The 13794-nt window shown below is 66.6% G+C and carries 11 protein-coding genes; 6 read left to right on the top strand and 5 right to left on the bottom strand.

What is annotated here, in order from left to right; translation table 11 throughout:
* Positions 1 to 67: 67 nt before the first annotated feature.
* Positions 68 to 2017: a hypothetical protein gene (locus tag KTJ89_RS13720; protein WP_259358106.1), complete on the bottom strand. Its 1950-nt coding sequence runs from the start codon at positions 2015 to 2017 to the stop codon at positions 68 to 70.
* Positions 2018 to 2189: 172 nt separating this feature from the next.
* A complete protein-coding gene (locus KTJ89_RS13715; protein ID WP_259358105.1) occupies positions 2190 to 2798 on the bottom strand; it encodes a TetR/AcrR family transcriptional regulator in 609 nt (202 codons plus the stop codon).
* An 85-nt stretch (positions 2799 to 2883) separates the two neighbouring features.
* On the opposite strand from KTJ89_RS13715, the gene KTJ89_RS13710 reads away from it, so the two are divergent.
* The 6 genes from KTJ89_RS13710 to KTJ89_RS13685 all read left to right on the top strand — a co-directional run bounded on the left by KTJ89_RS13710 (position 2884) and on the right by KTJ89_RS13685 (position 9406).
* The gene (locus tag KTJ89_RS13710) at positions 2884 to 3423 is read left to right on the top strand and encodes a YqeB family protein (RefSeq protein ID WP_259358104.1); all 540 of its coding nucleotides are present in this window, start codon (positions 2884 to 2886) and stop codon (positions 3421 to 3423) included.
* Positions 3424 to 3607: 184 nt separating this feature from the next.
* A complete protein-coding gene (gene pdhA / locus KTJ89_RS13705; RefSeq protein ID WP_259358103.1) occupies positions 3608 to 4714 on the top strand; it encodes a pyruvate dehydrogenase (acetyl-transferring) E1 component subunit alpha in 1107 nt (368 codons plus the stop codon).
* Positions 4711 to 5838, top strand: a complete 1128-nt coding sequence (locus KTJ89_RS13700) for an alpha-ketoacid dehydrogenase subunit beta (protein ID WP_259358102.1) — start codon at positions 4711 to 4713, stop codon at positions 5836 to 5838. The genes pdhA and KTJ89_RS13700 overlap by 4 nt, the downstream gene beginning before the upstream one ends.
* Positions 5838 to 7355, top strand: coding sequence for a dihydrolipoamide acetyltransferase family protein (locus KTJ89_RS13695; RefSeq protein ID WP_259358101.1), 1518 nt, complete (start codon positions 5838 to 5840; stop codon positions 7353 to 7355). Before KTJ89_RS13700 ends, KTJ89_RS13695 begins: the two co-directional genes overlap by 1 nt.
* A 237-nt stretch (positions 7356 to 7592) precedes the next feature.
* On the top strand, positions 7593 to 7895 hold the full coding sequence (locus KTJ89_RS13690; RefSeq protein ID WP_259358100.1) for a DUF3311 domain-containing protein: 303 nt from the start codon (positions 7593 to 7595) through the stop codon (positions 7893 to 7895).
* Complete coding sequence (locus KTJ89_RS13685; RefSeq protein ID WP_172172988.1) at positions 7892 to 9406, top strand: sodium:solute symporter family protein; 1515 nt, start codon at positions 7892 to 7894, stop codon at positions 9404 to 9406. The genes KTJ89_RS13690 and KTJ89_RS13685 overlap by 4 nt, the downstream gene beginning before the upstream one ends.
* Before the next feature lie 26 nt (positions 9407 to 9432).
* On the opposite strand, the gene KTJ89_RS13680 is transcribed toward KTJ89_RS13685, so the two are convergent.
* The 3 genes from KTJ89_RS13680 to KTJ89_RS13670 are packed head-to-tail and all read right to left on the bottom strand — an operon-like array spanning position 9433 to position 13660.
* On the bottom strand, positions 9433 to 10638 hold the full coding sequence (locus KTJ89_RS13680) for an acyl-CoA dehydrogenase family protein (RefSeq protein WP_259358099.1): 1206 nt from the start codon (positions 10636 to 10638) through the stop codon (positions 9433 to 9435).
* Positions 10635 to 11984, bottom strand: a complete 1350-nt coding sequence (locus KTJ89_RS13675; RefSeq protein ID WP_259358098.1) for a beta-ketoacyl-[acyl-carrier-protein] synthase family protein — start codon at positions 11982 to 11984, stop codon at positions 10635 to 10637. Before KTJ89_RS13675 ends, KTJ89_RS13680 begins: the two co-directional genes overlap by 4 nt.
* Positions 11985 to 12019: 35 nt before the next feature.
* On the bottom strand, positions 12020 to 13660 hold the full coding sequence (locus KTJ89_RS13670) for a class I adenylate-forming enzyme family protein (protein WP_259358097.1): 1641 nt from the start codon (positions 13658 to 13660) through the stop codon (positions 12020 to 12022).
* Between the last annotated feature and the right edge of the window lie 134 nt (positions 13661 to 13794).

Here is a 13794-nt window from a genome sequence, read left to right as displayed (position 1 = left end):
TTTATTTTCAACACCGACCAGAGGCCGCCACCTCAGTTCGCTCCGACACCCCTGGTCTCGCCTCGTCTTATTCGCGCGGTCCCGACAGCAGCATGAGCGCGGCACCGGCGACGATGCGCTTGTACACCGGCTCGGCTGACAGCGTGTCTCCGTCGGCCATGAGGAGCCCGAGCTCGGTGAGCTCCTGCAGTTCGTCCTCCAAGAGCGTGGAGAGCCGTTCGCTGCGCACCTCGCCGAGGTCGAGTTCGGGGCGTTCCGGTGCCGAGTCGGGAGTGAGGATCTCGATGAGGCGCTGGGCGATCGTGATCGCCGGGGCGCCGTAGTCTTCTCCGGGAACGAGGTTGATCACGTCGAGCAGCCGCTCGTAGATGAAGGCGCCGATGACCGGCAGTGCGGTATCCGCGCTCACCTCGCACTTCTTCCACTCGTCGGCGGCGTTTCCCGGGCGGACCTTGGTGCCGGAGATCTCGGTGATCTCGGCGCTCTGCATCACGGCCCACATCGCTTCGAGGACGGGCACCTCGTCGGCGCTGCGCGCATAGTTCACACCGTCTTCATAACGGGCGTTCGACGCAACTCCGACGGCTTTGATGCCGAACTTTTCGGCCGCCTCGGCGATATCGGCACGCTTCACCCGCCCCGTACCGGTCAGCGGCCGGGACTCGCCCACCCAGTCGAGGATGCCGACCACGCCCTCGACGAGGCGGTTGTGCGGCAAAGGCTGCGCGAGCTGCTCCTCGCTCAGAGTATTGGCTTCGACGGCGGCCATCAGCGCCGAGGGCAGCGGATCGGTGCGCATGCTCGCGGCCTCGGCGCGGGCCCGGGCAGCACTCCAGCGTTCGGGGTTCTCGCCGGTGTCCATGCGGAAGCGGAGATAGTTGTCGAGAGCTTCGAGGCTGTCGAGGAAGATCACCGTCGAAGGCGATTCGCCATCGGTCTTCTCCGCTTCCTCCTGTCCGTCGACTGCGAAGCTTTCAAGGACGTCGAGGAGGTCGTCGATTCCCTCCGGTTCGTCGATATCTGCGCGGGAGGACACGGCGATGCAGAACAGGAGATGGGCGATGTCGAAGACCTCTGAGTCCTCATCGACATCATCGTAGGTCTCGGCCAGCCAGTCGCGGAAGCGCTGGTAGAGCGGCATCTCGTAGACGGTCTTCTCGACCTCGTCCATTCGTGCATCGATGCCCTGCGGGTCAGCGTTGGGATTCGCCTGTGCACTCGCCTCGGCGCTCGATCCGCCGAGCCACTCCGGCAGGCCCTGTTCTGCGGCAGGGCCGTCCTGGACGTCCTGGTCGCCCTGGAAAACTCGGCCGGTGGAGCCGTAGGTGCCTTCAACCGGTTCCGGATAACCGTCGAGCGGCAAGAGCTCGTCGACGACTTCCTGCTCCGAGACCTTGTTTCGCTTGGCCAACCGCGCGACCGCGGCGGCTACGGCGAGCATGGCCCCTTCGAGGACGGGGAGTCCGCTGTTGTTGGTGATGAGGCGATCGAGGCTGTCGACGACGCGACCCTTATGTGCCAGGGCGAGGATGTCGCGGGCGACGTGGCGGGATTTCTTCGCCGACCACTTCGGTGCCATCACTCCGCCGAGCTTCGGCCCGTGCACGTCGTCGGTGAACCATTCGTCAACGAGGCCCATCGCCGCCCCGGTCACCTGCGCGACGCTCGGGCTGAAGTCCTCGGGATCGGAGGGCAGGGAGGCCACTACAGCCTCGGCGGTTTTGATGTCGCCTTCGGCAAAGGCCACGGAGAACGATCGCAGCTTCCCCAGAGCCAGTCCGCGGTGGGCACCGACCGGGGTGAATAGTCGGCGGTTGTATTCCACCTGCGCCTTCTCCATGGCAACGTGGAAGTCGGCTTCGGTGAAGTCCGCATTCGGATCATCGATGTCGATTCCTTCGGCCTTGAGGAACGGCGCCAGCTCCCGCATCATCCGATCGGACATTCCGGGGTCGTGGCTGATTTTGCCGCCCGCTGCCATTCCGTGGAATTCGGGACCGTCGAAGAAAGTAGACACGCATTGCTCCTGCCGAGGATGAACTGAAGCAATAACGGTAACAAGTCAGACCTCGTCGGCCGCACAACTGCCCCGGCATGGCCCCGCGGCTTCACCGAGATCACATTTCGGGAGTCGGCGGTACCGCACACAGCTCTGCGGGCCCGGTCGGTGTTCACGCCCTGGTCAGCGCTCAGCCTCCCGGAGAAGCGAGGGTCTTCCGCACCGCCCTGATGGTCAGCTCGAGAGACTGGGCGCGTGCGGTCGGATCGTCGACGCCGACGCTCACGCTGTAGAGGTGTCCTGAGCCGATGGTGAGGTAGACGAACGCCGCCGCCCATCCGATCGGCACACTTTCATCGATGGAGCCGTCCGCCTGCCCTCTCGCGATGACGGCTTCGAGGGGATCATCTTCGTCGCCCGCAGATTCCGCACCCGACCGGGATTCCGCGGCCACTTCGGCGAAGGTCTCATCGGTGATGATCGGGTTGTCGGCGAAGAGCAGTGTGAGCACATCGGGCAGAGTGAACAGCTCCGCACAGATCCGTTCGAGCGCAGCCAGCCCGGTCCCTTCGCCGGGACGGGCCTTCATTACCGCCTCGCCGAATCGCCAGGCACCGAGCCTCGCCGCCGCACCGACGAGCGCCTCGCGATCACCGAAATGTCGGTAAAGAGTGGTGCGGCCGACGCCGATCGACTGCGCGAGCTCGATCATCGACGCCTGCGGGTTCGCGGCAAGGTGGGTCAGTGCCTCGCTGACCAGGGCCTCTCGGCCCAATCGACGCATTCCCTGCACCGGCACAACCCCTCCCTGACTCTGCGAACGATACAGAGCAGTCTACTTGTGGAACAGTGTTGTTCCACTTTGGTATCATTGAGTACCGACAATGCCTTCGACGATCGAGCACGTGATGGATCAGCCCCAGCAGAAGAACGACTTCGCAACCCAGCAGCCCCACGCCCCCGCGACGTTCGCGCTCAGTCGGAGCGACGTCGTCGTCATCGGCCTCGTCTGCATCGGCATCGGGGTGGCGCTCGGCTTCTTCCTTCCGGCCCTCGGATCGCTTGCCGCAACATTTCCCATTCCTTTCGGTGACGTCATCGAGAAGCTCAGCCGCTTCGACCAGGCGTGGGTCGTCATCGCCCGACCGATCATCGGCGGGTTGCTCGGACTCATCGCCGCCTTCTTCATCGCCGCCTCGACGACTCCCCTGGTCGTCGATGAACACGGAATCACCATCGGCCGAGACGACGACCACCCGCTGCGCATCTCCCGCGCCTCGTTTTCGACCGCATACTTCGCCGACGGCAAGCTCGTCGTCGTCACCGAAGGCGGGCACCAGGCCTTCAAAGGAGATGTCGAAGGCAAGAAGGCTGCTATCGCCGAGGCCTTCACCTCCCGCGGTTACCGGTGGGGAGAGATCTGACCGCGCAGGGTGAGATCTGAGCAGTCCGAAAACGGAGTCTGTGCCTCCCTGACCATCCAGCCAAACGTCCACTCGGCCTGCCGGAACCGGTCCCTTCGTCCCGAGTTCGCGACACGTTTGGCCGCCCGTCCTCACCTGCACGTCAGCCGTGGAATCGTGACTCGGCTCACGCCACCATGGGGCCATGACCATTGACGTTCCCACCACAGGCCGTTCACTGCCCCAGCTGCAGCCGATCAGCTTCATCGGCGCAGATGGCCGGCTCACCGACACTCCGACCGAAGGGCTGCGGATCCCCAGCGATGCCACCCTCACCGGTCTCTACCGGCAGATGGTCCTCGTCCGCCGGTTCGAAGCGCAGGTCACGCACCTGACCAGACAGGGTCGACTCGCGACCTATCCCTCCGCGGCAGGTCAGGAAGCCGCCGAGGTGGGGGCCACCACCGCGCTGGCCCCGAACGATTGGCTCTTCCCCACCTACCGCGACTCGGCCGCGCTGCTGACCCGCGGAGTGCCCGTCGCCGAGATCCTCGCCGCCTTCCGCGGAGACTGGCACTGCGGTTTCGATCCGCACGAGTATCATGCCTCACCTGCGGCGACACCGCTGGCGACGCAGACTCTGCATGCCACCGGATTCGCGATGGCCGCGAAGCTCAAGGGCGAGGATGCAGCGACTCTGACCTTCCTCGGCGACGGCGCCAGCAGCGAAGGCGACACCCACGAGGCATTCAACTTCGCCTCCGTCTGGCAGACGCCGACGGTCTTCGTGCTGCAGAACAACCAGTACGCGATCTCCACTCCCCTGCGGGAGCAGACGAACGCGACGATGCTCGCCGACCGAGCCGCCGGCTACGGAATGCCGGGCCTGCGCGTCGACGGCAATGACGTCGCCGCCGTGTTCGCCGCCGTCGCCGCCGCCCTCGAACGCGGTCGGAACGGGGACGGTCCGACCCTCATCGAGTGCCTCACCTACCGGATGGAGTCGCACACGAATTCCGACGATCCGACGAAGTACCGTGACACCGAGGAAGTCGAGCACTGGAAGCAGTTCGATCCCATCGACCGTCTCGAGAAGTATCTGCGAACGACCGGTGCCCTCGACGATTCAACAGTCGCAGAGGTCGCCGAGGCGGCTGAGTCCCTGGCCGCGTCCGTCCGCGATGCGATGAACCAAGAGGCCGAGATCGACCCACGCGAACTCTTCGCTCACGTCTACGCGACCCCGCGCACGGCCCTTGCCGAACAGCAGCAGGTCCTCGAAACCGAACTCGCCGCGGCAGGCCAGGCATGAGCGTCGAAACCGGCACCACCCCGACCACGGATCCGACCACCGATCCGACTGCGGTGAACGACGAAACGGGCAGCGCCGCCTCGGCGAACGATGGGGCAAGCACGGCGACCGCGAACGGCACAGCGGCATCGGACGCCGCACCCGCCCCGTCATCGGTGACGATGACGAAGGCCCTCAACCAGGCGCTGCGGGATTCCCTGGCCGACGACGACACTGTGCTCGTCTTCGGTGAGGATGTCGGCCGCCTCGGCGGGGTCTTCCGTGTCACCGAAGCACTGCGGGCCGAATTCGGGTCGAATCGGGTCTGGGATTCCCCGCTTGCGGAGTCCGGCATCATCGGCACCGCGATCGGCATGGCGATGAACGGGATGCGCCCGGTCGTCGAGATGCAGTTCGACGCCTACGCCTACCCCGCGTTCGAGCAGATCGTGTCCCATGTGGCGAAGATGCGGAACCGGACGAAAGGCCGGGTCAGTCTGCCGATCACGATCCGGATTCCCTATGCCGGCGACATCGGCGGAGTCGAGCACCACTCGGATTCGTCCGAGGCCTATTGGACGTCGACGCCGGGTCTGACCGTCGTCACGCCGTCGAATCCGGCCGATGCGTATTCGCTGCTGCGCGAGTCGATCGCCTCCGATGACCCGGTCGTGTTCATGGAGCCGAAGTCCCGCTACTGGATGAAGGAGACGCTGAGCCTGCCCGTGACGACGGCGCCGATGAATCGGGCGCAGGTCATCCGTGAGGGCACGGACGTCACCCTGCTCGCTTATGGTCCGACGGTGCGGACGGCGCTCGATTCCGCCGAGGCGGGAGCCGAGCACGGACTGTCCATCGAGGTCATCGACCTGCGCACGCTCTCCCCGTTCGATGATGAGACGGTGTCTGAGTCGGTGCGCAAGACCTCGCGCGCGGCGATCATCCACGAGGCCGCGCAGTTCGGCGGATACGGCGCCGAGGTGGCCGCGCGTCTCACCGAGCGCAACTTCACCTACTTGTCGGCCCCGATCCTGAGGGTCGCCGGGTTCGATGTGCCCTATCCGTCGCCGAAGCTCGAGGAGTTCTACTTGCCCACCGTCGAACGCGTGCTCGATGCGCTCGAGTCCTGGGATTGGGAGCTGTGATGAGTGCTGATCTGAATACCGGGATGCGCGGGACTGGCACGCGCGAGTTCATCCTTCCCGACCTCGGCGAAGGCCTCACCGAGGCGGAGCTGATCTCCTGGAAGGTCGAGATCGGGGACGAGGTCCACGTCGATCAGATGGTCGTCGAGGTCGAATCCGCGAAGTCCGTCGTCGAGCTCCCCTGCCCGTACGCCGGGCGGATCGTCAGCCTTCACGCGAACGCCGGAGACACCGTCAGTGCAGGCCAGGCCCTGCTCTCTGTCGCCGAGGCGGAGAGTGCGGCGGCGAGCGCGAGCGCAGACGGCAGCGCCGGCGAATCGAGCGGCGCGAACCTCATCGGCTACGGTACATCGGAGCCGAAGACCCGTTCGACGAAGAAGCGCTCGTTCGGCGGCAAGCACGCGGCTGTTCCGGACGCGACATCCACCGTGACCCCGAGTGCCGCCCCAGCCGTCCCGACAGTCATCCCGGATGCTCCCCTGCAGCCGCCGACAGAGACACAGACTCCCACCGAAGACTCGTCGAAGATCGCCATCGGAGAGTCGGCAACGGCCGCCGGCGAGCAGGTCTCCCCCGTGTCCTCGCCGCTCGTGCGCAAGCTCGCGAAGGATCACGGCATCAGCGCCAAGCACCTTCCCGGCACGGGGCACGGTGGGGTCGTGACCAGGGCCGATGTCCTTGCCGCGGTCGAGTCGGGCGCAGGTATGAGCGTCGAATCCGAGAGCGCTCACGCCCCCGCGGGGACGTCACGAGCCGGCGAACCTCAGTCGATCACGGAACGCAGCGCCACCTCGGCGGGGGCACCTTCGCCTGTCGGGCGGGCCGACCGCGATACCCGCACCCCGATCACGGGGCTGCGGAAGATCGTGTCCGAACGCCTCACGAAGTCGCGGCAGGAGATCCCCGAGGCGACCATCTGGCTCGACGTCGATGCCACCGAGCTACTGGGCACGAAGCGCGCGCTCGAGGCGCGCACCGGTGAGAGATATTCGCTGCTGTCGCTCGCCGCCCGCTTCGTCGTGGCCGGATTGAAGAAATATCCGATCATCAACTCGTCGATCGATACAGCCGCCGGAGAGATCGTCACCCATGGTGACATCAACCTCGGCTTGGCCGCGCAGACCCCGCGCGGGCTCATGGTCCCCGTCGTCCACGGGGCCGGCGAGATGAGCCTGCGGCAGTTGCGCGACTCCGTGTCCGAAACCGTCGGGAAGGCCGCCTCGGGCAGGTTCGATCCGTCGGAGCTGTCCGGCGGTACGTTCACCTTGAACAACTACGGAGTGTTCGGCGTCGACGGTTCGGCCCCGATCATCAACCTCCCCGAGGTGGCCATGCTCGGCCTCGGTCGGATCAAGGACCGCCCGTGGGTCGTCGACGGCGAGCTGACGGTGCGCAAGGTGATGTATCTGTCGTTCGTCTTCGACCACCGGGCGTGCGACGGTCAGGAGCCGAGTGAGTTCCTCACCTTCGTCGCCGACTGCATCGAGAACCCGATCTCGCTGCTGCCCGAGCTCTGAGGGCCGGCCCGGTCGAAGCGTCCAGTTCGGAGCCGACACGACGCTCGTTCAAGCGGCAGCGCACTTGTCGATAGGTACACCGTTCGACAAGTGCGCTCCGCCTTGAACGACGCTTCCCGCATTGCACTTCCTCGTTGCAGTTCCACACTTCGGACGGCCATTCCGTCTGTGACTCACAGCACTAACCTTGCCGAGTCCGCTCACCGCGGACGCGAACGCAAGGAAACGAGGTTGAGCATGTCACGGAACCCCAGTTCGGTTCGCCAGGCGGGGTCGCCTCGGCGGCGGTATTCGCTGGTCCTCCTCATCGTTCCCGTGGTCCTCTACGCCCTCACCCCGGTCGTGGCGAACTCGGTCGAGCCGCGCATCGCCGGATTGCCGTTCATCCTCGCCTATACGATCGCGGTCACGATCCTCACCTGGTTCTTCGTGTGGATGACCGCTCGCGGCGACCGGTACTACCGGCACGATCTGCCCGAGCACATCCCTTCCGATGTCGCATTCGGTGAGGACCACGAGATCGAGGAGGCCGGGAAATGAGCACCTCCGCGATCATCGCCTGCATCATCTTCGGCCTCGCCATGCTCGCGACCATCGGCATCGGCATCTGGTCCGGCCGCGGCCGGGAGAAGTCGCTGGATGAATGGTCGGTGTCCGGGCGGGGGCTCGGCTTCGTCTTCATCCTGCTGCTCATGGCAGGCGAAACGTATACGAGCTTTTCGTTCCTCGGCACGGCCGGCTGGTCCTACTCCTACGGTGTGCCGATCCTCTACCTCATCGGCTACCTGAGCATCGGTCTCGTCGTCGCCTACCTCGTCGGCCCACTGTTCTGGACCTATGCCGCCCGGCACAAGCTCGTCAGTCTCTCCGACATCGTCGAACACCGGTTCCGCTCGCGCGGGCTGGCGATCCTCGTGGCTGTCCTCGCAACGATCTTCATCGTTCCCTACATCCAGCTGCAGATCCAGGGCATGGGTGCGGTCGTCAACGCGATGAGCTACGGCGCGATCGACCTCAAGATCGCCGCCATCGTCTCCTTCATCGTCGCCGAGGCGTTCATCCTCTTCTCCGGACTGCGCGGTTCCGCCTGGGTCAGCGTCCTCAAGGACGGACTGGTCATCCTCGCTGTCGCGTTCCTCGCGATCTACGTACCGCTGCACTATTTCGACGGCCTGGCTCCTCTGCTTGACCGCGTCGTGAGTGAGAAATCTCAGTGGCTGACCTTCCCCGGCGCAGGCGATGGCATCTACGGGGGTGCATGGTTCATCTCGACGATCATCCTCAACGGGATCACGATCACCGTGTTCCCCACGTCGATCGCCGGCTATCTGTCGGGCACCTCGGCGAATGCTCTGCGACGCAACTCGATCATTCTGCCGTGGTATCAGCTGCTGCTCCTCGTGCCGATGATGGTCGGTGTGGCTGCACTCTTCGTCGTCCCTGCTCTCAAAGACGCCGACCTGGCCCTGTTCTCCGTGGTCATCGATTCCCTGCCCGCGCCGATCGTCGCGATCATCGGCGTCGCAGGCGCGCTCTCGGCGATCGTGCCGATGAGCGTGTACATGCTCTCGATCGGTTCGATGTGGGGACGGACTGTCTTGGGCGGCGGCTTGGCCGGACCGAAGAACGCCGCTTCGATGACTCCTGAGCAGCTGAACGCACGGGGCCTGCGGCAGAAGACACTGTCCCAGTGGGTGTGCCTGGCCGTCGGCATCATCGCCCTGATCATGAGCCTGCTCATGCCGGATGCGCTCGTCGAGCTCTCCGTGCTCAGCTACGAGGGCCTGGCACAGGTCGTGCCGGCCGCGCTGCTCTCCCTGTACTGGCCGCGCATGAGCAAGCAGGCGGCGGCTGCGGGTCTCATCGTCGGCTCCGTCGTCATGGTCGCCCTCCACTACACGGGACTCGACCCGCTGCTCGGAATCAACGGCGGACTGTGGGCGGTCGCGGCGAACCTCATCGTGGTCGTCATCGTCACTCTGGCGAAGCCGGACCCACGGTGGGTGCCGTCAGCCCAGCGGCAGACGCGCACCGAGGCGGCAGCGTTGTAGGCGCGAGCCCTTCGATCAGCGCGACCTCACCCGTCGAGCAGTGCAGCCGCGTACATCGGGCGGGCGGCGTCGGCGCTCGGCGGGTGGAAGAGCCCGGCCGTGGCATCGCGGAAGAGGCGGGAGAGTTCGTGCTTGTTGCCGAACCCGTTGCCGCTCGTGCACATCAGCGCGGTCTCAGCGTTGCGGCGGGCCGCCTCGGCGGACTTGATCCTCGCCCCCACCAGGCGCAACGGCCAACCGGCACCGTGGTCGATGAGGTCATCGAAGTCCCGAGCGTAGGCGTCGATCATCGCCGTCACTGGTATGAAGTCGAGATGCGCATCGGCCAGGCGCGTCCGGGCCTCGGGCACCTCGGCGAAGGTGACGCCGGCCTTCGCGGACTTCCGCTTGTGCAGACCGGCAGCGCCCAGCTCGAGCGCACGGGCCGCTACTCCGGCATAGACGGCGGCGATGAGCAGCTGGAAGTTGCTCGTGATCGCGAACGTGAGCAGGTCGGGGTGCTTGCCGGCGGGGATGACGCGTGAGACCCGCTCGGGTTTCATCGGCACGTGGTCGAGGATCGTCGCCCGCGACTGCGAGGCCCGCATTCCCAGCACATCCCATTCGTCGGAGACCGTGATCCCGGGGGCATCGCGTTCGATGAATCCGTAGACGAGCTGCCCTTCGGCCGGCTCGTCCGCATCGGGACCGGCGATCCCGTCGTCGTCGGAGGCCACGGCACCGTGGACGATGAGCCTGGTCCACACGGGAGACAGCGAGGTGAAGATCTTCACCCCGGTCAGTTCGTATCCGCCGTCGGCCGTCGGCACCGCCTCGGTGTTCGAACCCTGCAGGACCCAGTCGTTCGACGGTTCCGAGATGCCGAAGGCGAAGATCTCACCGGCCCTGACCTCGTCGAACACCCAGTTCAGCGAGTCGTCGCCGCGGTCGGCCAGCGCCTTGACCACGCCGGTGGTCATGAGGTGCATGTTGATCGCCAGAGCCGTTCCGGGCGCCGCCGCTGCCAGCCGCTGCTGCAGTCGGCTGACCTCGAACAGGCTCAGCCCTGACCCGCCATGCGACTGCGGGACGAACAGCTGAAGATAGCCGAGTTCCTTGAGCTCGGCGAGATCCTCGTCGAAGAACCGGTTCTCCCGGTCATAGACGTCGGCTCGTTCGCGGAATCGTTCGAGCACATCATCAGGCAGGTACTGCGCGGCGAGCTCGCTCACGCGTGTCTCACGGTCGGTCATCGTCTCTCCTTCGTCGAGGGATCGTCTGCGTCCGTCGAGGGGTCGGTCGCGTCTGTCGAGGGTGTCGCGGGCCGCGCGGTGCGGCGCAGGATGATCGCGCCGTTGTGCCCGCCGAAGCCGAACGACGTTGACAGCACAGTGTCGACGGCCGCCTCGGCGGGGTTCGGTCCACCGCCCATCTCACGGGCGTGACCTGCGACGATGTCCCAGTCGGGGAACTCGTTGTCGTCGAGGTTGAACGTCGGCGGCAGCGTCTGGTCACGCATCGTCAAGGTCGCGATGATCGCCTCGACGACCCCCGATGCGCCGAGGAGGTGCCCCGTCGTCGATTTCGTCGCCGAGATCGGGATCGTCCGTCCGTCCTCCCCCAGGGCGGAGTCGAAGGCTGCGAGTTCGGCTCGGTCGCCGGCCGGTGTGCCCGTGGCGTGGGCGTTGATGTGGTCGATATCGCCGGGTTCCAGCCCTGCGTCTCTCACAGCCTGAACCACCGCCGAGGCGGCTCCCCGTCCCTGCGGATGCGGATTCGTCGGGTGGTGGGCATCGCTGGCGGCGCCGAATCCGGCGAGCTCGGCCAGCGGCGTCGCCCCACGTGAGGCCGCCGAGTCGGCGGATTCGAGGAGGATCGCGGCCGCACCTTGGCTCATGACGAAGCCGTTGCGGGCCCGGTCGAAGGGGCGGCTGGCGGCGGTCGGATCGTCTTCGTATCCGGCGGCGAGCGCGCGCATGTTCGAGTTCGAGGCGAGATTGACCGGACCGAGGCAGTCCTCCATGCCGACGACGAGCACCGCGTCGGCGTAGCCGTGGCGGATGCGGCGCATCGCCGCGCCGAGTCCGATCGCCCCGGAGGCGCACGTCGCCGAGACTCCCTGACCGGGACCGCGCAGGTCGAAGCGCTGGCTGATGAGCGCCGCCGCGGAGTCCGGTGCTCCGTGGATGGACAGGGTCAGCGGAACGCACCTGGGGCCGTCGGCGTCGAGGCGACGCGTCGCCTCCTGCATGGCGTCGACGGGTCCGGAGCCGGTGGCCGCGATGACGGCCGTGCGGTCGCGGTCCCAGGGCAGATCGTCGGCGGCGGATTCGATTCCGCCTGCGCGCAGCGCTTGGTCGGCGGCGGCGATGGCCCAATGCTGGACGGGGCTGAGTCGGCGGGCGAGCGCTCGGGGCAGAACCGCCTCGGCGTCGAAGTCCTTGATCTGCCCGCCGATCCGCACGGCGAGGTCGTCGAACTGCTCACCTGCGAGGACGTCGATGGCGCTGGTGCCGCTGCGCACAGACTGCCAGAGGGTTTCGGGATCCTGGCCGCTCGGGGTGATGGCGCCGAGTCCCGTGATGACGACCTCGCGCACGCCATCTGTCCGGTGCCGATTGCTCCGGGATGCGTTCACAGCCGCTGTGCCTTTCCGCTCATGACCAAGTCAACGGTTTCGAGGCGTCGAATCTTCCCACCGACGGTCCGCGGCAGCCGGTCGAGTAAGTAGAACCGTCGCGGCACGAACTGCGGGGCCAGTTCCGCCCGGGCGTGGTCGAGCAGTTCCGCTTTGTTGGGCGCAGTCGATTCGCCATCCCCGGCATGGCTCCCCGAACCCAGGGCGCCTGGTTCGATGACGAGGGCGACGATGTTGCCGAGACCGCCGTCGGGCAAGGCGATCGCGCAGACCTCGCCGAGGCAGCCCTGCCCCGACCGCGGATCCGCGCGGTCGAATCCCTCGAAGGCTCGTTCGACCTCGGGCAGGGACACCTTGTGCCCTCCGGTGATCGCGATGTCACCGGCCCGTCCGGCGAGTTGGAGGAGTCCGTTTTCGATCCGTCCCTGGTCACCGACCGTGGCCCAGCCGTCGGGGCGTCGCAGCCGAGCGTCGGTGGTGCCGGTGACATAGCCGTCGGAGCAGGCGGCGGCTCTGATCCAGACCGTGCCGATCTCTCCGTCGGGCAGCCGGGCACCGGATTCGTCGCGGACCTCGACGCCGATGGTGTCGTAGATCGAGATCCAGGTGCCGTCGCCATCACGACTGTCGCCGATGAATCCGATCTCGGCGGCACCGTAGTAGCTGATCAGCCGGGCGTCGGGGAGGACGTCGGCGAGTGCCGAGCGGATGGAAGCGGGCAGGTTCGCTCCTCCGGTGACGACGAGGTCGAGGCCGTGGAAGTTCTCCGGCGTTCGACGGGCCGCCTCGGCGAGAGCCTTGACCACGGCGGGCACAGCGACGACGCGGGTGATGGCCTCGTCGGTAATGCGCGACCCCATGGTGAAGGGGTCGAAGTCGTCGGCGACGTGGACGCTGCCGCCGGTGGCGAGGCTTTCGATGACGGCATAGAGGGTGAGACTGTAGGACACGGGGCCAGGTGCCAGGGTGGCCACTCCGGCGAAGGGTTCGAGGTGGGCCGAGGACACAGCCACGTTGTCGCGGTACTGCTGGCGGGTCTTGATGAACGCCTTCGGGTTGCTCGTCGTGCCCGACGAGAAGAGCATGAGGAACGGCTCGGACGCTTCGCGAACGCTCGGCGGTGCGGTGTCGGCGGGGTCGATGGCGTCCTCGCGGGCACGGAATTCGGTCGCGGTGATGACGGTTCCGGTCCAACCGGCGGCGGCGAGCGCCTCGGCGAGGCGGGTCGAGTCGGAGATGACGAGGCCGATTCCGGTGGTCGTGATGACTCCGACCTGGTGGTCGAGCGGCCAGCGGGGGTCGATCGTGGCCGAGACTGCGCGGAAGCCGGCGAGGCCGGCGATGATGCGGGAGGTCTCGAACGCCGAGGTGAGGCTCACTGCCGTGATCGGGGTGCCGTGGGTTTCGGGAGCAGGATTCGGCGGGTCGGTCTGGGCACTGTGGAGGGCGTCGACGGCGGCGAACATCGTGGCCGAATCCCGGACGAGCTGCGCATAGGTGAGGGAACGTGGGGCTCGCACGTCCGCGGCGGGGTCGGCGCTCTCATCGGGGGCAGGGCTGCCAGAGTGGCCGCCGACGATGGCCAACTGGTCCGGATCGGTGGCCGCGACCTCGAGGATCCTCGACGTGATGGGCAATTCCGTCCTCCTCGAATTCGTTTCTCACGGGCCCAATTCCGGGCCGGCATGTGCCCGATCCTCGACTGACATCACCAGACCCCGGGCACCGATCCTCAGTATAGGAGCCCTGCGATACCGCCGACTGCTCACGG

It is taken from the genome of Brevibacterium sediminis (assembly GCF_024895295.1).
Taxonomy (GTDB): Bacteria; Actinomycetota; Actinomycetes; order Actinomycetales; family Brevibacteriaceae; genus Brevibacterium; species Brevibacterium sediminis.
Note: the sequence above shows the minus strand (reverse complement) of the source record. Positions and strands in the feature narration are given on the sequence as shown.

What these genes read in the sequence shown, in the direction of transcription:
- KTJ89_RS13680 (WP_259358099.1), bottom strand. Translation starts at nt 10,638, where the DNA reads ATGACCGACCGTGAGACACGCGTGAGCGAGCTCGCCGCGCAGTACCTG.
- KTJ89_RS13695 (WP_259358101.1), top strand. Translation starts at nt 5,838, where the DNA reads ATGAGTGCTGATCTGAATACCGGGATGCGCGGGACTGGCACGCGCGAG.
- pdhA (WP_259358103.1), top strand. Translation starts at nt 3,608, where the DNA reads ATGACCATTGACGTTCCCACCACAGGCCGTTCACTGCCCCAGCTGCAG.
- KTJ89_RS13685 (WP_172172988.1), top strand. Translation starts at nt 7,892, where the DNA reads ATGAGCACCTCCGCGATCATCGCCTGCATCATCTTCGGCCTCGCCATG.
- KTJ89_RS13700 (WP_259358102.1), top strand. Translation starts at nt 4,711, where the DNA reads ATGAGCGTCGAAACCGGCACCACCCCGACCACGGATCCGACCACCGAT.
- KTJ89_RS13690 (WP_259358100.1), top strand. Translation starts at nt 7,593, where the DNA reads ATGTCACGGAACCCCAGTTCGGTTCGCCAGGCGGGGTCGCCTCGGCGG.
- KTJ89_RS13710 (WP_259358104.1), top strand. Translation starts at nt 2,884, where the DNA reads ATGCCTTCGACGATCGAGCACGTGATGGATCAGCCCCAGCAGAAGAAC.